At 66.8% G+C, this 22,080-nt stretch carries 18 protein-coding genes; 11 read left to right on the forward strand and 7 right to left on the reverse strand.

The genetic code is table 11. The annotated features are described in order from the left end of the window. Window positions 1-49: 49 nt before the first annotated feature. From NQV17_RS11350 to NQV17_RS11360, 3 genes are read left to right on the forward strand one after another with little or no spacing between them, the layout of a single operon-like run. A complete protein-coding gene (locus tag NQV17_RS11350; protein ID WP_257772331.1) occupies window positions 50-802 on the forward strand; it encodes a peptidylprolyl isomerase in 753 nt (250 codons plus the stop codon). Window positions 803-820: 18 nt separating this feature from the next. Continuing rightward, on the forward strand, window positions 821-3,892 hold the full coding sequence (locus tag NQV17_RS11355; protein WP_257772332.1) for a peptidase domain-containing ABC transporter: 3,072 nt from the start codon (window positions 821-823) through the stop codon (window positions 3,890-3,892). Beyond that, entirely contained in the window at window positions 3,889-5,217 is a 1,329-nt protein-coding gene (locus NQV17_RS11360) for a sigma-54-dependent Fis family transcriptional regulator (RefSeq protein WP_257772333.1), read from the forward strand. The genes NQV17_RS11355 and NQV17_RS11360 overlap by 4 nt, the downstream gene beginning before the upstream one ends. 15 nt (window positions 5,218-5,232) lie before the next feature. Here NQV17_RS11360 and NQV17_RS11365 read toward each other — a convergent pair whose 3' ends face one another. Together NQV17_RS11365 and NQV17_RS11370 are read right to left on the reverse strand one after the other, a co-directional pair. Continuing rightward, complete coding sequence (locus NQV17_RS11365) at window positions 5,233-6,003, reverse strand: PP2C family serine/threonine-protein phosphatase (protein WP_044846564.1); 771 nt, start codon at window positions 6,001-6,003, stop codon at window positions 5,233-5,235. A gap of 84 nt (window positions 6,004-6,087) precedes the next feature. Next, complete coding sequence (locus tag NQV17_RS11370; RefSeq protein WP_044846565.1) at window positions 6,088-6,372, reverse strand: hypothetical protein; 285 nt, start codon at window positions 6,370-6,372, stop codon at window positions 6,088-6,090. A gap of 482 nt (window positions 6,373-6,854) precedes the next feature. Here NQV17_RS11370 and NQV17_RS11375 point away from each other — a divergent pair, with 482 nt between their 5' ends. Together NQV17_RS11375 and NQV17_RS11380 are read left to right on the forward strand one after the other, a co-directional pair. Then, the gene (locus NQV17_RS11375) at window positions 6,855-7,376 is read left to right on the forward strand and encodes a lecithin retinol acyltransferase family protein (protein WP_257772334.1); all 522 of its coding nucleotides are present in this window, start codon (window positions 6,855-6,857) and stop codon (window positions 7,374-7,376) included. A gap of 42 nt (window positions 7,377-7,418) precedes the next feature. After that, the gene (locus tag NQV17_RS11380; RefSeq protein WP_257772335.1) at window positions 7,419-7,661 is read left to right on the forward strand and encodes a hypothetical protein; all 243 of its coding nucleotides are present in this window, start codon (window positions 7,419-7,421) and stop codon (window positions 7,659-7,661) included. Between the two features lie 30 nt (window positions 7,662-7,691). On the opposite strand, the gene NQV17_RS11385 is transcribed toward NQV17_RS11380, so the two are convergent. After that, window positions 7,692-7,910 (reverse strand): hypothetical protein, encoded by a 219-nt coding sequence (locus NQV17_RS11385; RefSeq protein ID WP_257772336.1) that lies wholly within the window; start codon window positions 7,908-7,910, stop codon window positions 7,692-7,694. Between the two features lie 447 nt (window positions 7,911-8,357). Between NQV17_RS11385 and NQV17_RS11390 the strand changes: the two genes are divergently transcribed. After that, window positions 8,358-10,481, forward strand: a complete 2,124-nt coding sequence (locus tag NQV17_RS11390; RefSeq protein ID WP_257772337.1) for a serine/threonine protein kinase — start codon at window positions 8,358-8,360, stop codon at window positions 10,479-10,481. 17 nt (window positions 10,482-10,498) lie between these two features. On the opposite strand, the gene NQV17_RS11395 is transcribed toward NQV17_RS11390, so the two are convergent. Beyond that, a complete protein-coding gene (locus NQV17_RS11395; RefSeq protein WP_257772338.1) occupies window positions 10,499-10,957 on the reverse strand; it encodes a (2Fe-2S)-binding protein in 459 nt (152 codons plus the stop codon). Further along, window positions 10,885-13,269 (reverse strand): molybdopterin cofactor-binding domain-containing protein, encoded by a 2,385-nt coding sequence (locus tag NQV17_RS11400; RefSeq protein WP_257772339.1) that lies wholly within the window; start codon window positions 13,267-13,269, stop codon window positions 10,885-10,887. Before NQV17_RS11400 ends, NQV17_RS11395 begins: the two co-directional genes overlap by 73 nt. Before the next feature lie 281 nt (window positions 13,270-13,550). Between NQV17_RS11400 and NQV17_RS11405 the strand changes: the two genes are divergently transcribed. Together NQV17_RS11405 and NQV17_RS11410 are read left to right on the forward strand one after the other, a co-directional pair. Next, entirely contained in the window at window positions 13,551-15,896 is a 2,346-nt protein-coding gene (locus tag NQV17_RS11405; RefSeq protein WP_257772340.1) for a hypothetical protein, read from the forward strand. Window positions 15,897-15,907: 11 nt separating this feature from the next. Next, entirely contained in the window at window positions 15,908-16,879 is a 972-nt protein-coding gene (locus NQV17_RS11410; RefSeq protein ID WP_374692693.1) for an NAD(P)/FAD-dependent oxidoreductase, read from the forward strand. Between the two features lie 149 nt (window positions 16,880-17,028). Here NQV17_RS11410 and NQV17_RS11415 read toward each other — a convergent pair whose 3' ends face one another. Next, window positions 17,029-17,289 (reverse strand): hypothetical protein, encoded by a 261-nt coding sequence (locus tag NQV17_RS11415; RefSeq protein ID WP_044848682.1) that lies wholly within the window; start codon window positions 17,287-17,289, stop codon window positions 17,029-17,031. Between NQV17_RS11415 and NQV17_RS11420 the strand changes: the two genes are divergently transcribed. Then, window positions 17,288-17,692: a hypothetical protein gene (locus NQV17_RS11420; RefSeq protein ID WP_257772342.1), complete on the forward strand. Its 405-nt coding sequence runs from the start codon at window positions 17,288-17,290 to the stop codon at window positions 17,690-17,692. The two genes, NQV17_RS11415 and NQV17_RS11420, sit on opposite strands and share 2 nt — an antisense overlap. Before the next feature lie 386 nt (window positions 17,693-18,078). Here NQV17_RS11420 and NQV17_RS11425 read toward each other — a convergent pair whose 3' ends face one another. Beyond that, window positions 18,079-18,339: a hypothetical protein gene (locus tag NQV17_RS11425; RefSeq protein ID WP_257772343.1), complete on the reverse strand. Its 261-nt coding sequence runs from the start codon at window positions 18,337-18,339 to the stop codon at window positions 18,079-18,081. Window positions 18,340-18,709: 370 nt separating this feature from the next. Here NQV17_RS11425 and NQV17_RS11430 point away from each other — a divergent pair, with 370 nt between their 5' ends. Together NQV17_RS11430 and NQV17_RS11435 are read left to right on the forward strand one after the other, a co-directional pair. Beyond that, on the forward strand, window positions 18,710-20,305 hold the full coding sequence (locus tag NQV17_RS11430; RefSeq protein WP_257772383.1) for a GMC oxidoreductase: 1,596 nt from the start codon (window positions 18,710-18,712) through the stop codon (window positions 20,303-20,305). A gap of 383 nt (window positions 20,306-20,688) precedes the next feature. Next, window positions 20,689-21,702 (forward strand): hypothetical protein, encoded by a 1,014-nt coding sequence (locus tag NQV17_RS11435; protein ID WP_308235958.1) that lies wholly within the window; start codon window positions 20,689-20,691, stop codon window positions 21,700-21,702. The last annotated feature ends 378 nt before the right edge of the window (window positions 21,703-22,080 follow it).

Genomic DNA, 22,080 nt, shown 5'->3' on the forward strand with positions numbered 1-22,080 from the left:
GGCGGCGCATCAGGGCGAACCGCCGCTGACAGGGATCAAGGGGAACGAGATGACGGCAATAGTGCGTATCGACGACGAGGTGATCGGCACCGACGACTTCATTCGCGTGCTGAAGCTCAGCGGGCAGTTCGAGGGCCTCGTCGAACAGCAGGTTCGCGACCGGCTGACGGTGATCGCGGCAAGGAAGATGGGCATGCAGGTCACGCCGGAAGAAATCCAGGAGCGTGCCGACCAGTTTCGCCGCGTGCGCGGGCTGCACCGCGCCGCGGACATGAACCGCTACCTGGACGTGTTCGGCGTCAGTCTCGACGAGTTCGAGCGCTTCATCACCGATACGCTGTACCAGGAAAAGACGCTCGACACGGTGTGCAGCGATGCGGCCGTCGACGCGTACTTCAAGCTCAATTCGCCGAAGTTCGACAGCATCGAGGTCAGCCACATCGTGCTCGATTCGGAGGGCAAGGCGCGCGAGATGATGGCGATCCTCGAGGACGACCCGGGCTGCTTCGGCGACATGGCGCGCGAGCATTCGATCGCCGACACGAGCGAGCGCGGCGGCGTGATCGGCAAGGTGCTGCGCGGCTCGCTGAAGACGGATATCGAGGCCAAGGTGTTCAACGCGCACGTGGGCGACCTGCTCGGGCCGTTCGCGGCGCCCGACGGCACGTTCTTCGAAATCTTCTCGGTGACCGCGAAACACCCGGCCGCGCTCGACGCCGACGTCGCGTCGGAGGTGCGTCGCCTGCTGCGCGAGGAGTGGCTCGCCGAGCGCGCGCAGGAACACATCATCGAGGCACGCTGATCACGGAGAACCGCATCGATGGACGCACAAGCCCCCGCCCCGGCCAGCACCCCGTCGCTCGCGGCGTTTCTCGCGTCGGTGGAGCCGCTGTCGCTCTTCTCGCACGACGAACTCGATCGCATGGCCGCCCATGCGCAGGTGCGCACCTATGCGTTCGGCGACACCGTCTGCAATCGCGGCGACCTGGCCGAGGGCCTGTATGTGCTGCGCAGCGGGTCCGTGCGCCTGATCGCCGACGAGCGCGGCAAGGAAACCAGCGTCGGCGTGCGCAAGGAACGCGAGGTGTTCGGTGAAATGGCGATGCTGCGCGAATACTGGCACGAGGTGTCGGTGCGCGCGTCGACGAAGACCGAGGTGCTGTGCATCCCGCGCAGCGCGATCGAACCGATCCTGCGCGACAACCCGGCCGCGCAGTCGTTCGTGACGAGCTATGTCGCGATCAGCTCGGCCGGCGGTTTCGTGACGCGGCTGTTCGACCTGCGCGGCAAGCTGACGCGCGCCGAGCTCGAGGAATACGTGTCGAGCGTCGGCGTGAAGCGCGTGCCGGCCGGCAAGGAGATCGTCCGGCAGGGCCCGGGCGGCGACCTGCGGCTGTACGTCGTGCGCCAGGGCGAGGTCAGCGTCTCGTGCCGCGAGGACGGCAACGACTATCCGCTCGCGACGCTCGGCGCGGGCGAGATCTTCGGCGAGCGCGCGTGCCTGCTGCGGCAGGAGCAGGCGGCGACCGTCACCGCCGTCACCGATACGCGCCTGCTCGTCATTCCGGAAAAGACCGTGCACTTCATGCTCGAGCGCAACCCGAAATTGCGCGAGGTGCTCGAGGAGCGCATCCGCTTCGTCGACCAGGAACTGCAGCGGCAGAAGAAGCTCGCCGAACGGCGCCGCCATCCGCTGCAGATCGACATCGGCGCCGACGCCGCGTTCGGCGAGCGCATGATCAAGCGTTTCGTGCTGGTCGAGCAGGCGGAGGAAATGGATTGCGGGGCCGCGTGCCTCGCGATGATCTGCCGTCACTACGGCGTCGCGATGACGCTCGGCAAGCTGCGCGATCTGGCGAACGTGACGACCCAGGGCGCGACGCTCGACAGCCTCGCGCGCACCGGCGAGGCGGTCGGTTTCGCGACGCGCGGCGTGCAGTGCACGTACGAGGCGCTGCTCGGGTTCGACCTGCCGTTCATCGTGCACTGGGAGGGCTACCACTACGTCGTCGTGTACGGCGTGTCGAAGTCGTGGGTGCGGATCGCCGATCCGGCGCTCGGCTTCAGGAAGCTGAGCGTCGAGGCGTTCGAGCGCGGCTGGAGCGGCACCTGCCTGCTGTTTACCGCGAGCGGGCCGGCCGCGGCGCCGGTCGAGTCACGCTCGCCCTGGGTGCGCTTCATCGGCTATCTGCGCCCTTACCGGAAGATCCTCGCGCACCTGTTCCTCGCGACGTTCGTGATCCAGATGCTGGGCGTCATACCGCCGCTCATCATCCAGAACATCCTCGACGGGGTCGTCGTGCACCAGAACGTGAGCCTGCTGCATCTGCTGATCGCCGGGCTCGTCGTTTCGCACGTGTTCACGCAATTGATGACCACGATCCGCGCGCATCTCTCCAACTTCATGGTGCGCAGTCTCGACTTCGCGATGATGTCGCAGTTCTACAAACACACGATGTCGCTGCCGTATTCGTTCTTCGCGCGCCGCAAGAGCGGGGACGTGTTCGCGCGCTTCCAGGAGAACCAGACGATCCGGGCGTTCCTGACGGAGTCCACCGTGACCACCGCGCTCAATCTGCTGATGATCTTCATCTACTTCACGATCATGTTCCTCTACAACGTGAAGATGACGCTGGTGCTGATCGCGTTCGTGATCCCGATCATGGCGCTCACCGCGCTCGCGACGCCGAAGCTGAAAGGCTATGCGCGCGAGGTGTTCGCCGCGTCCACCGATGCGAAGTCGCTGCTGATGGAGACGCTCGGCGGCGTCGAGACCGTGAAGGGCATGGGCATCGAGCGCTCGGTGCGGCTGAAGTGGGAGCGCAAGTATGCGAAGGCGCTCGACGTCCAGTACCGCGCGCAGGCATTCAACATCCTGGTCGCGCTGGGCAGCCAGCTGCTGAATGCGGCGACCACCATCGTGATCCTGTGGGTCGGCGCGAACCTCGTGCTCGCCCATGAACTCAGCATCGGGCAACTGATCGCCTTCAATGCGTTCATGGGCAGCGTGCTGGCGCCGCTGATGGGACTCGTCGGCATGTGGAGCCTGATGAACGACGCGGCGGTGGCGATGGAACGGCTCGGCGACGTCCTCGACATCGAGCCCGAGCAGCAGCCGTCCGGACTGGCCTCGCGCGTGCTGCTGCCCGACCTGCAGGGCGACATCGGCTTCGAGGGCGTGTATTTCCGCTACGGCGGCAACGAAACGCCTTATGTGCTCGAGAACATCAACTGCACGATCAAGCGCGGCGAGATGGTGGCCATCGTCGGGCGCAGCGGTTCGGGGAAGACCACGCTGGCGAAGCTGCTGGTGGGATTCTATGCGCCCACGGACGGCAAGATCGTGGTCGACGGATACGACATGAGCGCGATCGACAAGGCGTACTACCGCCAGCAGATCGGCTATGTGATGCAGTCCAACCTGGTGTTTTCCGGCTCGATTGCCGAGAACATCGCCTGCGGCGACACGAGCCCCGACTGGCGCCGCATGGAGGAGGTCGCCCGGATGGCCGACGCGCACGCCTTCATCAGCAAATTGCCGCTCGGCTACGAGCAGGTGGTGGGCGAGCGCGGCGTGGGCCTGTCGGGCGGCCAGATCCAGCGGCTCTGCATCGCGCGCGCGCTGTATCACGACCCGCGCCTGCTCGTGTTCGACGAGGCGACCTCGTCGCTCGACACGCAGTCGGAGAGCAACATCCTCGCGAACATGCACGAGATCCTGCAAGGGCGCACGGCGGTGATCATCGCGCACCGGCTCAGCACCATCATGCGGGCCGACAAGATCCTCGTGCTGTACGAAGGCGCGATCGTCGAACAGGGCTCGCACGACGAGCTGGTCGCCCTTCAGGGCATGTATTACCAGCTCGTGCAGAAACAGCTGGGCGCATCATGAAACTCTTCGACCCGCACGGATTCGGCAACTCCGCGGTCTCGTATGCCGGCCTGCTCGAGAAGATCGAGATCCTGCGCTCGATGCTGCGCTGGGCGCCCAAGCTCGAGCGTGTCGACATCGAGAAGCTGCTCAATCAGGCGAACGTGCTGCGCGACGAAGTGATGCAGATGTCGCGCAAGGAGCGCTTCGTCGAGGCTGCCGTGGCCGCGCCGCAGGCGCCCGACGCAGCCGATTCGGCCGATGCGCCGGAGGCGCCCGCGCCCGCGGTGCAACGACGGCGGCAGGCGCTGATCGAGCGCAGCTTCATCTTCGAGGGCATTTTCGGCGACAACCCGAAGCTGCTCGCCGCGCTCGAAATCGCCGAGAAGGCCGCGCCGACCGATCTGCCGGTGCTGATCGACGGCGAGAGCGGGACCGGCAAGGAACTGATGGCGAAAGTCATCCACGCGAACGGGGCGCGCGCCGACCGGCCCTACATCTCGGTGAACTGCGGCGCGATTCCAGACAACCTGCTCGAATCCGAGCTGTTCGGCCATCGGCGCGGCGCGTTCACCGGCGCGTCGAACGATCGCAAGGGCAAGTTCGAGAGCGCGCACACCGGCACGATCTTCCTCGACGAAATCGGCGAATTGCCGCTGTCGGGCCAGGTCAAGCTGCTGCGCGTGCTGGAATCGCACGAGATCCAGCGGGTCGGCTCGGACGAGCCGATCAGCGTCGACACGCGCATCGTCGCCGCCACCAACAAGAATCTGCGGCAATTGAGCGAGCAGGGGCTCTTTCGCGAGGACCTGTTCTATCGCCTGAGCGTCATTCATCTGACGTTGCCCGCGCTGCGCGAGCGTCGCGACGAAATCCCGCTCTTGCTCGCCTACTTCGGCGACGAGGCGGCAGGGGCACTGAAGCGCAGGCCCCTGAAAACGACGCCGAAGCTGCGCGACTTCCTGCTGACGTACGCGTATCCGGGCAACATCCGCGAACTGCGCAACCTCGTCTACCGTCTGTCGTGCCTCGCCGGCGAGGTCGCGGATATCGAGCACTTGCCCGAGGATATCCGGCCGAAAACCGGGTCGGCCGCCGTTCGCGCGACCGATGACGGCGCGTCAGGCAGGCCGATGTCGCTCAGCGACGCGAAGCGTGCGGCAAGCGACGAGGCGGAGCGTGCATTTCTCGAACGCGGGTTGCAGGAGACCGGCGGCACCGTGGCCGAACTGGCGCGCCGTTGCGAGATGAACCGGTCGCACCTGCAGATGCTGCTCAAGAAGCACGGCATCCGTTCGAAAGCGTTCCGTCATCAGGACCCCGCGACGCCCGACAAGGACGCGTAGGCGTCGCGCGATCGTTCAGCGTCGCACGGAAGGATTGGCGAGCGTCCGGTCCGACGCATCGGGATCGGACGCGCGGATCACGACCGCGGTGACGTTGTCCCGGCCGCCCGCGCGCAACGCGAGGGCGACGAGCTCGTCCGTTGCGCGCGCGCAATCGCCGCAGGCGAGGGCGGCCGAGATGTCGGCTTCGTCGAGCTCGTTGCTCAGGCCGTCGCTGCACAGCAGAAACATGTCGCCGTCGCATACGTCGATGCGTCGTTCGTCGAGCTGCAGCTGCTCGGCGGCGCCGACCGCGCGCGTGATCACGTGCTGCGACGGGTGATGGCGCGCCTGCTGTGCGCTCAGGTGGCCCTGCGCCTGCAGTTCCGCGACGTGGCTGTGATCGAGCGTGAGTTGCGTCAGGCGCGCGTCGCGGTACAGGTAGATCCGGCTGTCGCCGGCCCACAGCCAGCCGCATTGGCGGCCGCTCGCGAGCAGCACCGCCACCGTGCTGCCGATCATGCGCACGCCGCGCCGGGCGGCCGATTCGCGCAATTGCGCGTTGACGGCATCGAGCGCGGTACGCGCCGCCGCGATGAAGTCCGCCAGCGTGGCCGGGGCGGCCAGCCGATCCAGCGCCTGCACGATCATCCGGCTCGCGAGGTCGCCGGCCGAATGTCCGCCCATGCCGTCCGCAACGGCCCACAGGCCACGGTGCGGCAACGCGAGGCAATCGTCTTCGTTGATCTCGCGAACCCGGCCCACGTCGGTGCGTGACGCCGAAGTCCATTGCAGTTCTGCGCTCACGGCGCGCCATTCCTTTTCGTTCAGGGCGGGTTCATGCCGATCAGGGCTTGCGAACCCGCGTTGCCGGCTGGCTTGAAACCGGCGCTAGACGAGCCGGTTCCTGCCGTCCGCGCCGACCCCGACCACGATGTTCGCGCCAGGCGCCGAATTCGCGACGTCGATGTTCTGGATCTGGTTGAGAACCTGGTTCGCGTAGAACGTGTTGTACGTCTGATAGAGGTTGACGACCGGCCCGAACGCAGGCGCCGGCGGCGTGTAGGGCTGGATCCAGCCGAATACCCACGGCGCGCCTGCGCCGCGGATGAACGACATCGTCTTGCGGTCGATGTCGCGCTGCATGTGAAGGTCGGTAATTGCGAGCGTGGTCATGATGCGTCTCCGAATGGGGCTTGCCGACGAACCGGGTACCCGATACGTGCAAACCCCGTGCCATGCGTGACACGACCCGCGTGCGTGGCCCGGGCGCGGGCGTCGATCCGCCCGGGCGCCACACGCGGCAAGGCAAGGCGCGATCGACACGCGTTGCTTGCATCCTAGTGCGTCGCGGCCTCGTCCCGCAATGGTTGTACGCGAGCCAACAGTCGGGGCCACGAACGTGGCCGCGAAACCGACACGTGCTCCGGCACATGCAGACGGCGGTCGGGCGCGCCGACTGGTGCTGCCGCACCAACAAAATCCCCGGTAAACGGTTGGCCGCGCGGCGACAGCGCGGTGCGCGGTTCGCCGGGCGCTTCCCGCCAGGCCTTGCACGGCGGGCGCCGCGAAGAGTGGCACGCTTGATGCAGGTTAGTTGGCAACCGGCTGACCCATGAGCAACACGGGCGGCCGCCAACCTGCAGACGGAGCCCGTCATGGAACGCGACCTTCAACCAGTGAACAGCGCTGCGGACGCAAGCGCGCAGGCGGCTTCGCTGTCCGGCGGCGTCGACGCGCTGCCGCTCGGTGCGCACCTGGTTTCCGATCGCGGCGCCTACAGCCATCACGGCATCTACGTCGGCGACGGGCGCGTCGTCCACTACGCGGGGCTGTGCACGTCGCTGCATCGCGGCCCGATCGAGGAAGTCACGCTCGAACGCTTCGCCGCCGGTCACGCGGTGCGCGTCGTGCCGCATCCGTACGCCGCCTATGCGGGACGCACCGCGGTACTGCGCGCGCGTTCGCGTCTGGGCGAAAACCGCTATCGCCTGCTCACGAACAACTGCGAGCACTTCTGCACGTGGTGCGTGGAAGGGACGGGCCACAGCGAGCAGGTTCGCACCTGCGTCATGCATCCGCGGACGGCCGTCCGGTTCGCGCTGTCCGTCTGCCGCGCGCTGCTCGCGGCGCGGCGCGCGGGCGCACGAGGCGCCGCGGCCGCCATCGCCGTCGCATGAGCGACGTCCCGGCGCGTTCGACATCGTCATCAGGGGGCTCAAATGAACGGAACCGAATCCTCGCTGCGCATGCAGGTCGACAAGTGGCTCGCGCCGAGCGCGCGCGTGCCGGCGCGCATCGTGCGCTTCAGCCGCCTGCCCGCGCAACGGCGGCGCTTCGTCTGCGTCGAGGCCGTGCATCCGGCCGGCACGATCGCGATCTTCTTCTTTCGTCACGACGATGGCTCGTGGTGCGTGTTCCCGCCGGCCGATCGGCGGCCCGCGATGACGCCGCAGGCGGCCTGACCGTGCGTGGCCGGCCGGGTAGTGTGTCCGTCAACGCAACAGTGTCGGGCGCGCGGGGGACACCGCGGCTTCGGCCGCCGGTGCATGCTTCAACGCGGCCCCGCGGGCATCGGTGTGCAGATAGGGGAAAGGCTGCGGCGCGAGCATCGTCTGATGCGCACGGACCCGCGCGCCACCGCTGATGGCGGCCATCGCCTGGCGGTCGAGGTCGACGCTTTCGGGAAGATCGTTGATGACGAGCACGCCCATGGTTGACTCCGCGAAGTCGGATGAAAGAGGGGCAGCCATGCAGCATCGTGCGATGTGCCGACGTACCGGGAATCTGTCCAGTATAGGTTCGCCGCACGGCCGCGCGCGCTGGAAAATCGACCCGGCAGCGCGGGCGCGCGTGGACGGCGAAAACCTGCAGCCGGTCGGCGATCGATCGACGTGAATTCTAGTTCCGGCACCGATTGCACAGGGCGTGAGCGCAGACTAGTATGATTTGTTAGACGTCCTGTCAGAAGGCCTGCGGCCGGTGCGGCGCGCAGCCGGATTCGTCTGACGATGACGTGGCGGCGCGTGCAGCGTCGATGGTGTCCGGTGCATCACCGGCATGTCGCGCTGCACGGGTACGTCATCGACAGTCCTTGCCCTGGCGGCGCCGCGGGACGCCGAAGCGGGTCGGCAAGCTGAAGCTGAGTAGACGGCATACGAATGATGAGCTTTGCGCAGCTGATTCAGACATTCCAGAGCGGGACGCTGTCGCAGGAAGCGTTCTTCTCGGAGATCGACCGTGTGCTGGCGACCGATCAGGTCGATTGCGCGCGGTTGCGCGAAGTGCTCGACCAGACGCAAACCACGCAGCCGTTGTCGGACGATATCTATGCGGAAGTGCTGAAACGCCTCGAGCGGTGTCGCGACAGAACGGCATCCGCGGGCGACGCGACCCGGATCCAGGAGAGCCCGCTTCGGCCGGACGCGCGTCCGGGCATCGCGCCCGGGCCGTCGGGCGACGCACTGTCCATTGACGGCGAGCACGTGAAAGGCATCGGCGACACGCTGAACGGGCGCTTCGTGCTGGAGGAGTGCCTGGGCGTCGGCGGCATGGGTACCGTGTACAAGGCGCTCGACCTGCGCAAGCTGGAGGCGTCGGATCGCAAGCCGCACATCGCGATCAAGGTGCTCAATGTGCAGTTTCGCGGCCAGCCGACGTCGCTGATCGCGCTTCAGCGTGAGGCCCGCAAGGCGCAGACGCTCGCCCATCGCAACATCGTCACCGTCTACGACTTCGATCGCGACGGTCCGCTCGTCTACCTCACGATGGAGTATCTGTCGGGCCGGCCGCTCAGCAAGGTGCTGCGCGCGCCGGACTTCAAGGGCGTGCCGATCGATGCCGCGTTGCCGATCATCGCCGGCATGGGCCAGGCGCTGGCCTACGCGCACGAGCGCGGCTTCGTTCACTGCGATTTCAAGCCCGCCAACGTGTTCCTGACCGACCGCGGTGAGGTGAAGGTGATCGACTTCGGGATTGCGCGCGCATTCCAGCGCCGCGACGAGGATCCCGACGTGACCGTGTTCGACCCGGCGAGCCTCGGCGGCATCACGCCGGCCTATGCGAGCCCGGAGATGTTCGAGCATCTCGAGCCGGATCCGCGCGACGACGTTTACGCGCTCGCCTGCGTCACCTACGAATTGCTGACCGGGCACCATCCGTTCAATCGGCTGTCGGCCACCCAGGCGCGTCACGACCACCTGCGGCCCGAGCGTCATCCCGGTCTCGATCGCACGCAATGGCGAACCTTGAGCGCCGCGTTGTCGTTCGACCGCGCGGCGCGCACGCCCAGCGTCAACCAGTTCCTGGAAGGCATGGGCGTGCTCAAGCAACCCGCCCGGGCATCGGGCGTACGCGTGGGGGTGGCCGTGGGCGCTTGCACGGCGGCGGCGGTCGCCGTGCTCTGGTACGGCTACCAGGCGCTTTCGCGCAGCGGTCACGGGCGCCCCGCCGCGGATACGGTCGCGCACGCGACCGCCGGCGGCGGGAATGGCGCGACGGCGAGCGCCGGTGCCGGCAGCGCGCCGGCGGCCGCCGCGAACGCCGTGCCCGCTGCTGCAAGCGTGCCGCCGCCGGCAGCACCGGCACCGGCACCGACACCCGCACCGGCGATCTCGCTGGCGGCCGTGACGGCTGCGCTGGCGCGCGTACCGTGTTCGGCGCTGGTTGCGTCGGTGCAGGATCGCGTGCTGCAGGTGCGCGGTTATACGGAAGCCGGCGTCGGCATCGGCCGCGTGCGCAGCGCACTCGGCGGCCTGGCTGGCGGGCAAGCGGCGAGGCTCGACGTGCGTCCGGTCGATGCTCGCGATTGCGAGGTCGTGAGCGCGCTGGCCCCGTACTGGCGATCGAATCAGGCGTCGTCACACGCCGCGTCGCTCCGCACGCGAGCGCCGGACGCGCATCTCGCGGAAGGCAGCCCGCTCGTCATCGACATCACGACACCCGGTTACGAGTCGTATGTGAACGTCGATTACTACGTGCTGAACGGGAGCGTCGTGCATCTCGTGCCGAGCAGCCGCGAACGCGACAACCAGGCGCCGCCGAATTACGCCGCGACGATCGGCAGCATGGGCGAGTGGGTGATCGGCCCGCCGTTCGGCACCGAGATGATCGTGCTCCTCGTCACGCCCGCACCGCTGTTCGACGGATTACGGCCTTCATCCGAGCCGCGCGCCGCCTATCTCGCGGCAATCGGGCGGCAATTGAAGCTGTTCGAGGCCAGATATGGCGAGGGGCGCATTGCTGCCGATTTCATCCAGATCACGACGCATGCCAACGGCCACTGATCGGGCGGAAGCGCCGGTCAGCGGCCCAGCGCTTGCGCCGCCTGGTGAATGGCGCGGCGGATGCGGGGAAACGTGCCGCACCGGCATGCGATGTTCTTCATGGCTTCGTCGATCTGGTGGTCGTCGGGGCGAGGGCAGCGCATCAGCAGCGCCGTGGCGGCAATCAGCTGGGCGCTCTGGCAATAGCCGCATTGCACGACGTCGACGGCAATCCACGCGTTCTTCAGTGCCCGCGCTTCGACGCCGTCCAGCCCTTCGATGGTGGTGATGCGCGCGCCGTTCAGCGTACCGACCGGCAGCTGGCACGCGGGCACGGCCTGATCGTTCAGGAGCACCGTGCACGCACCGCAGACGCCGACACCGCAGCCGAACTTCGTGCCGGTCAGCTTCCGTTCGCACCGAATCACCCAGAGCAGCGGCGTGTCGGGCTCGGTATCGAGGTCAGTGGTTTCCCCGTTGATACGGACTGACACCATCGGTCGTCTCCTTGCCCGGGCGGGCTCGGCTTGATGAGCGGCAGGGTGCGATGACGCACACCCGTGAGCGCATACAGCGCATTCGCCACGGCCGCCGCGATCGGCGGCGTGCCCGCTTCGCCGACGCCGTGCGGCTCGGTCCCGCCGGCCAGGACTTGCGTGACGATCTCGGGACACGTCTCCATGTTGACCAGCGGATAGCTGTCGAAATACTGCTGCGCGACTTGCCCGTTCTCGATCGTGATCGCCTGCTCCAGCGCGGCCGACAATCCGAAGATGATCCCGCTCTCCATCTGCTGCTCGACCAGGTTCGGATTCACGGCCAGCCCGCAGTCGATCACGCAGAACACGCGCGTCACGCGAAAGCCGTCACCGTCCTGCCGGACTTCGGCGACTTGCGCGACCACGCTGCCGAACGATTCGTGCATCGCCACGCCGCGTGCGCGCCGCGCGCCGGTCTCGTCACGCCACGCCAGCGGCGAACGCCAGCCGGATAGCGCGACGAGCGCCCGCAACACGGCCACGTGGCGCTGGTGCGCCGGCTGCTTGAGCATGTCGAGGCGAAACTGGATCGGGTCCTTGCGTGCCAGCACCGCCATCTCGTCGATGAAGCTCTCGACGAAGAATGCCTGATGCGAGTGTCCGACGGAGCGCCAGTAGCCGACGGGAACCGGGAGCGTCACCGTATTGTGCTGGACCAGAATGTTCGCGCATTCATAGGGCAGGTCGAATGCGCCTTCCGCCGTGGTGGCGTCGGGCAGCCATTTCGCGGCGAGGCCCGGCATGCCGAAGGTGCGCGGCATCGCCTGCGCGCTGATCGACTGGCTCGCCGACACGCCTTTCCAGGCAACCAGCCTGCCGCTCGCATCGATGGCGCCGCTGTATCTCGCCACGCAGGCCGGGCGGTAGAAGTCGTGCGTCATGTCCTGCGGGCGCGACCAGATCGTCTGGACGGGCCGCCCCTTCGCATGAAGCGCGATGGCGGCCGCCTGCGTGATGAAGTCCACCTCGAGCCGCCGGCCGAAGGCCCCGCCGATCAATTGCTGGTTCACGACCACCTTGTCTTCGTCCAGGCCCAGCAGAGCCGCGACTGCCCGCCGTGCCACCATCGGAACCTGCGTGCCGCACCAGATCGTTGCCGCGTCGTCGTCGACCCGCACCGTGCAATTCATCGGTTCCAGCGGCCCGTGAGCCAGGTAGGGCACTTCGTACTGCGCGACGAACGGCTTCGCGTGGCCCAGCGCCGCATCGGCGTCGCCGGCGGCGTAGAACACGTGGCGCCCGTCGTCGCCGTCGAGGGCGCGCGTCAATGCCGTGCGGACGTCCGCGGTATTCACGCCCGCAGCCGGCCCGTGATCCCATGTGACCGGCAACCCGCACAACGTCCGCATCGCGATGAAGGGATTGTCGGCAATGACGGCAACGCCTCCCGTTCCGCCGTGGTATGGCGCGATCGTGAAGACACCGGTCACGCCCTTCAGGCCGGCGACCCTGGACCGGTCGACCGCCAGCGCCGTTCCGCCGAGTGTCGGGCACATCGTGACGCTCGCATACAGGAGCTTGTCCGGAAGCACATCGATGCCATAGCGCGCGCTGCCGTCGAGCTTCGCGTGCGCCTCGATGCGGCCCAGCCGTGTCCCGACCAGCGTGAACGCCTTCGGGTCCTTCAGCGCGACATGTGCCGGGCGCGGCACATCCCGCGCGCGCTCGACAAGTTCGCCGTACGTCGCCGAGCGTCCCGACCGATGCAGCACCACGCCGGCTTTCGTCTCGCATTCGGCGACGGGCACCTGCCAAAGCTGCGCCGCGGCGCTGCGCAACATGATGCGGGCCGTGGCGCCCGCTTCGCGCATGGGCCCCCACAGATCGATCATGCTCGTCGATCCGCCCGTTACCATCGAACCCAGATAGCGTGCGCCGTGGCGCACCACGGCCGCCGCGCCGCGCGCGAGGAGGCTGTCGTCATCGGGACGAAACGGCAGGCCGTCGGCCAGTGATTCGCGGTCCTTGTAGATCGTGTCGAGCGGAGACATGACGATGCGCACGCGCGACCAGTCCGCATCCAGCTCTTCGGCCAGCAACATGGCCGCGCCGGTATGTACCCCCTGGCCCATTTCGGATTTGCTCATGACGATCGTCACGTCGTTAGCGGAACTGATCATCACCCAGCCGTTCAGCGGCACATCGACGCGCGACATCGCCAGCTGCGCGGGTATGGCCAGCCGGTCGTCGCGGCGCCACCACGCCCAGCCGATCACCAGCGTGCCCGCCACGCCCGCACTGCCCAGCACGAAGGTTCTGCGCGTCAACATGAGGTGGCCGCCGACATGTGTTGATCGAGTCACGGCGCCGCCGGCGAATCACGCCACGCGCCGCCGGCATTCAATGTTTCGAACACAATCCGACATTTCATTGCAGCTGCAATCACCTATATTAGTCACTGATCTCGGCAACCGAGAACCTGAATGTGAGGTTCGTTTGAAACAAGCGCTGAAGACGCGGCCTGCCGCGACCGGAACGACATGCGTGGGGTTCCGGGACGCGAAGCACATCGAGCCGGCCGCTTCGGATGCACCACCGCCGGAGGCCGTCGATGCTCGTCGATGAGGTTCACGCGTTGCTGCTCGGGTTGCCGGCGCCGTGGCGAGCAGCGTTCGAACGTCACGGTCTCGACCTGTCCGATTCGGGCACGCCCGAGGAGACGGCGAAGCGACTGAGCCGGCCGCTGTCGATCGACTGGGACGATCCGCGCATTCACGATCTCTGCCCGGACACCACGCGGGCGATCGAGCCCGGCGACCCGGCACGCAGCCTGGTCTATCACATGCTTGCACTGTCCACGTGCCCGGCGCCGGATGCCGGCGTGCGCCTCGAGGCAATCGACTTGCTGGAGAATTACATCGATGCGCTGGCGCCGTTGCCGCCCGACTGGCAGACGCTGGACATCGCGGTGCTGGCTTACCAGTACCGGCCCGCGCGCCGTACCGGACATCAGCAGCATGCGGACCTCGTGTTCTCGCGACTCGGCATTGCCCGCAACGGCGACGTCGACGCAAGCTACGACGAGCAGACCCGCAGCTTCGTGCCGCACGTGCCGGACGGAGTCGAGCATGTCCGCGCGATGCCGGCGCGCTATGGCGCGTTTCTCGTGCGCCGGGTCGCCGGCCCCGGCACGCTCGCGCTGATCGAGGGCAGGCAAGCGGGCGACGATCGGCGAACCTTCATCGAACCGGTGCGCAAGCTGTTTCCCGATGAATGCCTGCCCGGACGCCGGTTGACGTTGCAATATGGCCATTGCCATCGCGGCGAGAAGCTGAAGCGGGCCGTCGAGGCGCGCTGGGGCGTGCGACCGTCGCCATCCGGCAATCTGGGCGGCGCACCGTATGCGATCTGCTCCGAGGACGCCGGCACGGCCCCGCCTGCCGGCGCGAGCACCCCGGCAGTCGCACTGAAGCGTTCGGGCGCGGCCGTGCTCCTGATCCCGGCCGCGCGGCCGCTGATCGAGCCGGTGAACGCGGCCAACTTCGGCGTGCACGGCTTCGGCGTGCCGGCTCGATGGCGGCTGGCCCCGCTCGCCAACCGCCGCTTCACGACGATGAGAATCATCACGAATCTGTGGAAGCTGGTGCTGGCCGCCCTCGACGACGTCCGGCAGCACTATTTTCCGCATTTCGCGCCCGCCTGGCTTCGATTTCCCGAACCGCGCAATGCACCGGAGTTCATCAACATCCGGCACAAGGCGCATGAGGACGGCTCCTGCACGGATATGCGCGCGCATCCCGTCGACCGACAGGCATTCCTCGGGGAAGTCGGCAAAGGCGGCTATCGCGCGCAGCTGTTTCTGGATCACTGCAGCGAAGGCGTCGTGACGATCCGTATCGCCGAGCTGGCGGGACACGCGGTACACCCCGCCTATTCGGTCGTTGCCGCGCCGGACTTCTACCCGTATGCCGACCAGGCGGAACTGCAGCGCTGGTTCAAGGACCGTCGGATCGATCCGAAGTCGCAGTTCAGGAGCGGCTCGCCGATATCGCTCAGCGCCGAGCGCCTGCCGGCCAATCCCCATCACGTCGATCCGTTCAGCCATACGCAGGCGTTTTCGCCGCGTGACGAGACGGTCGCCGTCGCGTTCAGCCGGGCGGCACGCTCGGCGCGGCGGCGGGACCGGGACGTGCAGATGCCGCGCATGACCTCGTTTCTGTCGGACGCGTCTTCGGGCGTGTTTGCGCCCGGCTGGGACGTCACCTATGCGGGCAACCGGCGCGGCATCTTCCTCGCCACCTTCGGGCTCGGCAGCCCGTTCGCCGAAGATATCAAGCTGTGCGCTGCCTCCAACAGCTTCTGGCCCGCCGTGAGTCCTGATGCGTCCAGAACCTTCAACCGGAGCGACGCGCCGACCGCGATCCCGATGCTCGACCATGAACTCGGCCTGCATCCATGTCATCCGCTGGTCGCGCGCGGCGACGAGTCGAACACGCGGCGCGGATGGGACGGCGAATACGGCCCGTACCTGACGCCCGACGGCAGTGTGGATTACGCGGACATCGAACGTTCGGACTACGTCGCCAACGCGCTGCACGGCGAGATGCTGTACGGCGCGTTCGAGCATGTCGATTCGGCCGAGCTGATCCGGCGCATCGGTGCATTGCGCCATGCCGTCGCCGCATGCGACCACGGACAAACGCCGTCGCATACGAAGCTGTGGCTGGTATCCGCGCGGGCACTTCGCGAAGCCGACGCCGCGGACGCATCGGGCGTTGCCGCGCGCTATCGCTTTCTTTTCGTTCTGCCTGCTGCCGATGCGACGCCGGCGCAGCACATGCCGGGACGGCTGCGCGTGCGCTACGGTGAGGCGATCCGTTGCGATGCGACCGAGGCCCGCGTGATCGGCCCCGTGATGCGCTGCGCACCGGGGCCGGACGCGCTCGGGCTTTACTGAAGGGAACCGCGATGAATGCGATCGACGTGCTCGTGGTCGGCGACGGGCCTGCCGGATGCGCTGCCGCGATCGCGGCAGCAAGAGCGGGCGGCAACGTGTGGATGCTGGGCCGCGGGCGTTCGCGGGCGGCGCCGGAATGCGTGTCCGGCGCCGCGCTCGCGCTGCTCGATCGACTGGCGCCGAGTCTCGCCCGGCAACCGCATACATGGCTCGATGATGTAGCCGATGCGCAGCGGGGACGTGCGGTCATCCGCTGCCGTCTCGACGACGGCCTGCGTGCCGAAGCGCTGGCTGCCGGCGTTCGCTATGCGCGTGCGCCCGCCGGCGGGGTTCTCGCGCGTGTCGAACACGGCGCGGTCATGGGCATCACGCACGGCGACGGCGATGTCGGCGCAAGCACCGTGATCGATGCAACCGGCGTCAACGGGTGGCTGCGTCGCGCGATGCGGCTCGAGGTGGCGACCGACTCTTCGCTGTTCTGGCTTCGCCGCGGCTACGCGCGCGGGCCAGGCACGCACCCCGGCACATACTGGAACATCGCGCGCGGCGGCTGGCTCTGGATGAGGGCGACGTCCACGTTCCGGATCTGGACGTCGCTATCGACGCTGCGCGATGGCGAGATCGCGTGGCCGGCGGACACGACACCCGTCGGACCGGTGTGGCGCGAGGGCAGGCGCTGGCAGTGCGTGCGCCGGACCGCGGGCCCGGGCTATATCGTGTGCGGCGATGCGGCGGGTTATCTCGACCCCGCGACAGGAGACGGTTTGCGTTTCGCCATCGCTTCCGGCCTGCGCGCGGGCGCAATGGCCGTCGACGTTTTGCGTCATCCCGGACGGGCAAGCGTGCTGGCCGCGCTGTACTGCGACTGGGTGACAGACAGCTACGAGCGCAGCAGAGCCGTGTTGGCACGGAGTTACGCGCGTGCGGGGCTCGATCTCGGATGGCGCGAGGCAGTCCGCTGCGCGGCAGTGGATGCGGCATGAAGGCCGGTTGCGCTTTCGACCATGCAAAGAAGCCCGCCAGCGGGACCTGGCGGGCTTGAAACGCCGCGGGACGAACCCGCGGCGGGCTGAGGAACTTCGGTACGACTCGATCGAAACACTGCTGCGACTGCGAGCTAGCATCGCGAAACTTACAGGCCCAGCTTCGCGATGACCTGGCCGCCGAGGTTGTTGATCGAGTTGGTCACGCTGGTGAGATCCTGGTGGGTCGATGCATCGACCTGCGTCACCGGCGCCGTGATGGTATTGGCGCTGGCGAACGAGAATCCGCCGCCGGTCACGATGTTGTTGATACCTGCGTTCTGGAACACGCTACCGCCGCTGACGGAAGCCATTTCCTTGCGGCTGAGTTCGTGGGCGTGGGACAGATCGTTGATCATCAGTGCGGACATGGTCAATCTCCTTGAGTGTGCTGCGGTTTGGAAAGAGCACGTTTCGTTGCGCTCGCAGCTATCAATGCACGGCGCGTGCCAGGCTCTGCTCATGCGCGCGGGAAACACATCCAACCTCATGAAAACAAACGCAATTCAATCCGCTCGACGCGATTTCACCGGGTTCGCCGGGCAAGATCGGAGCACGGCGGTGTCGGGTTCTTCCAGACGGTTTCCGCGGCTGCTGTTCTATCCCGGCCAACAGGAACGGGACATGACGCTTGCGATTCGCATCGAAGGCATCGACGGGCAGCCGCAGCGTGTGCGCGCCTGCGCAGGAAAGCCCTCGACGCGATGCTGCGCCGACGGTCGGCGGCAACCGGCATTGACGCAACGATCGTCACGATGTACTTCGGATCACTGAATTTAACGCGTACCATCCGGAATGGCACAACGCATCGGGACTGCCGCGCCGACGGCCAACGACGCATCGATGCGACCACGCGGCACCATGACTGGCGCCGCGACGCCATCCGCCTCGACGAGGCGAAGCGGATCCGCATGCAGGGAAGGGAGGTCGAAGGCGCGGCGGGATCAGCCCGGCCGCTGATGGGCGCGGGCGGTGCTGTTGACGGGGCGTCGGCCCGTCTGCCCGTTCATGCCGGCTTCGTTTTTATCATGCAGGGAAGCCCGCCAGGGAATACGGCCTGGCGGGCTTTGAACGCCGCGAGGACAACCCCGCGGCGGGCTGGAGCGTTTCGGTACGACGCTGTCGGACACGGTTGCCGCTGAGCGGACATCCGGCGCAGCTTAGAGGCCCAGCTTTCCGACGACCAGGCCGCCGAGGTTGTTGATCGAGTTGGTCACGCTGGTGAGATCCAGGTGGGTCGATGCATCGACCTGGGTGACCGGGGCCGTGATGGTATTGGGGCTCGCGAACGAGAAGCCGCCGCCGGTTGCGATGTTGTTGATTCCGAAGTTCTGGAACACGCTACCGCCGCGAACGGAAGCCATTTCCTTGCGGCTGAGTTCGTGGGCGCGGGACAGGTCGCTGATCATCAGTGCGGACATGATAAATCTCCTAAGTTTGCTGCGGTTTTGGAAGAGAGCACGTTTTCGTTGCGCTCGCAGCTACAAATGCATGGGGCGTGCCAGCCCGCATCACGCCTGCGCAATTGGCGCTTAACCCAATGAAAACAAAGGACATTTCATCCAGCTTCCGATAATTCGCCGCGTGCGCCGGGCAAGCTCGCGGAAAGACGATGTCGGGTGTTGCCAAACAATTTGCCGGGCAACTGTTTCGCGTCATCCAACACGAAGGCGGCGTGGCTGCCCGCATCGGCTTCGCTCCGTCCGGCCTCGCGATGCCGTCGGAAATCCGGGGATGCTTCGGCTCGTTCGTATCGGAACCGTGGCGCACCTGCGTCAGGAGATCGTCGTCATGAGCGCGCTTGAATACGATGTCGTCGTGGTCGGCAGTGGCTTCGGGGGCGCGGTGGCGGCCTGCCGCCTCGCGGAAGCGGGATGGAGGGTGCTGGTGCTGGAGCGTGGCCGGCGCTGGACGCCGAACACGTATCCGCGCGACGAGACCGACCCGTGGCTCTGGAACCAGCAGAACCCGCAACGCTTCCACGGCTGGGCCGACCTGCGTGTTTTTTCCGACATGTCGGTGGTGACTGCCGCGGGCGTCGGCGGCGGGTCGCTGATCTACGCCAACGTCTCGGTCGAGGCCAAACCCGACGCGTTCGAGCATGGCTGGCCGCCGGAGATCACGTACGAGGCGCTCGAGCCTTATTACCAGCGCGTGGGCTGGATGCTGTCGGTCCAGGAGGTGCCCGACAACCAGATCAGCGAACGCACCCGCTTGTTGCGCGACGCGGCCGACGCCTGCGGCTGGGGCGATCGGTATCGCAAGTTGCCGCTCGCCGTGTCGTTTTCGTCGACTTACGATCCGTCCTTGCCCGACGCGCGCGACGACCGGCATTCCGTCAGGCACGTCAACGTGCACGGGGTATCGCAAGGCACGTGCGTACACTGCGGCAATTGCGACATCGGATGCCAGGTGTCGGCGAAGAACACGCTCGATCTCAACTATCTGGCCGTGGCCGAGCGCCATGGCGCAACGATCCTGCCGCTGCACGTCGTGCACAAGCTCGAGCCGCTCGGCCAGGGATGGCGCGTGCATTTCAACGTCATCGATCCGGCCGCGGGCAGTTTCATGCCCGGATCCGTCACCGCGACCAGGGTGATCGTCAGCGCCGGCTCGATCGGCAGCACCGAGTTGCTGCTGCGCTGTCGCGACGCGCATCGCACGCTGCCGAATCTGTCGCCGCGGCTCGGCTGGGGCTGGGCCTTCAACGGCGACTTCGTGACGCCGGCCTTCTACGGCAGCCGGAAGATCTCGCCGTCGCACGGCGTCACCATTTCCGCCGCGATCGACCTGCTCGACGGGGCTGCCGACGGTGGTCAGCCCTTGTTCGTCGAGGATGGCGGCGTGCCCAATCTTGCGCATGATTTCGTGCGCCGCCACCTGCAGCGCTCGCACGGCACGGCGATGCGCACGTTCTGGCGAGCCTTCGCGCGCCATTTCGATTGCGACGACCCGGTCGAGAACATGATGCCCTGGTTCGGCCAGGCGATCGATCCGGGAGACGGGCGCATGCGTCTCGGTCGCTGCTGGTTTGCGCCGTGGCGTCGCGTGTTGCGGCTCGACTGGTCGTACACGCGATCGCAGGCGGTGGTCGATGCGATGGTCGACACGCACCGGCGCCTGTCGGCCGCCACGGGCGGCGAACCCTTCGTCCCTCCGACGTGGAGCGACTTCCACAGGCTGATCACCCCGCATCCGCTCGGTGGTTGCAACATGGGGCTCACGCACGCGGATGGCGTGGTAAACGCGGACGGAAAAGTATTCGGTTACGACGGGCTCTACGTGATGGACGGTGCGACGATCCCGCGTGCGCTCGGGCTGAATCCGTCGCGCACGATCGCCGCATTGGCCGAGCGCAACGTTGCCGTGTTGCTTGGCCGGCGTTAAGCGAAGGTGTTCCGGATCGGCAACGGTTGACGGGGCATCCTGATCGTCACAATGGATAGCGTGAAACGCGCGCCGAACGCATCGGGATCGGGGCGAATACCGATACGATTTCCACGCGCGTACCGATCGGCGGTCCGGCCTTTGCGAAACGGCAGGTATTGCAGGAGGCAAACACCTATTGTTCGTTGCAGGACGGAGCGATATTGCTTCATCACGAGCAACCGGGTAAATCTGCGCTGCACGGTGGCTGCGGCGAGGCGGAGATTGCGTTTGATCGTCTGAAGGCAGGAGAGCCGATGCTCAAGCGCCCGGCATCGAGGGCGATGCGACAAATGGCGTTGTGTCGAACCGGGTCGAGGTCACCAAGGTCAGGGAGAGTCCAAATGGGACAGTGCCGTCGCAACTATGCGCGCTTCTTCGTCGCCAGCTCGATCGCCGGTCTGGTCATTCTGGCAGGCGCGGGCCACGCGCACGCCGAGGACAGTCCTGCGAGCTCGCCGGCCGGCTTCAAGCCAGCGGAAAGAAAGATCGACGTCTATGCGGTGTATGGCGACGGCCGCGCGACGGAGGGCGGCGACATGCATTGGCGTGCGTACGAAGTCGGCTTCGGCGACGTCCTGAACGACTACTTCTCCGTCTATCTCGCGTATCTGAACGAGGGCCATCCGCTGAATCACCACCGCGATGGCTTCGCCGCGCTGGGTTCGTTTCGTTGGCCGCTCGGCAATCGCTTCGCGCTCGAATTGTCGGCCGGGCCGTATTTCAGCATGGACACGACACACGTCGACAATCAGCCGCGCAACGACAAGCGATGGGGCGTGCGTGCGTCTGCAGCGGTGCGGTATTACGTCGTTCCCGACCGCTTCTTCCTCAAGGTGCAGTACAACCACGTGCAGATGATCGGCGGATTCAACTCCGACGCGGTGCTCTTCGGCATCGGCTCGGATTTTGGCGGCGATCCGGGACCGGCGTTTTCGGACGGCAAGACGCAGGTCGGCGTGTGGGCCGGGACGTCGCAGACGAACCGTCCGCAAGTGCCGATCGAAAAGGGCTACATGGTCGAAGTCAAGCGGCCGCTCGGCAATGCGTGGGCCTATTCGGCGAGCTTGATCTACGAGGGCAACAACGGCGTCGCCGGCCGACGAGGCGTGGCAGCGCAAATCTGGTACGTCGCGCCGATCAGGAGCAAATGGACGCTTTCGGCAGGCGTAGGTCCGTACCTGTCGCGTGATCGGGACGAGGCCTCGAGCACAACGAGGCTCAACGCGTTGCTCAGCGCACAGGTGACGTATCAGGTCACGCCCGATTGGGCGGCGAGCTTGCGCTTCAATCGCGTCGCAACCGGCAACGACAAGGATCAGGACATGTTCATGGTCGGCGTGGCACGCAATTTCTAGCGCTTGTTTTCAAGCGCAGGCGCATTCTGCTCATGAGCCTTGCTCGACGAGGCACAGGACCCGGCGGTCGGCGAATCGTACGGAGGCACGGGCAGCGCGCTCGAGCACGGGTGGCGCCTCGACGTTCCCGCGATGCAAATCGAGACGCATGCCCATGCGCGGGCCGGTGCGCCTGTCGGCAATAGCGTGTCGCGGCGCAACGGCACGACCGGCGAATGAATTCGGGGTCAGGGTGCCGACTCATGGCTCGATCGCCGCGTACAATACGCACGAGCGCCCGTGCAAGGTCTCGCGAGCACGAATGGGCTGCCGAATATCCATCAGGCGCTTGGACGAAACCGGCTTCACCGGGCGATATCGCGAGTCCGTGCGGTCGCC

It is taken from the genome of Burkholderia sp. SCN-KJ (assembly GCF_024656005.1).
In the GTDB taxonomy this organism is placed as follows: domain Bacteria; phylum Pseudomonadota; class Gammaproteobacteria; order Burkholderiales; family Burkholderiaceae; genus Burkholderia.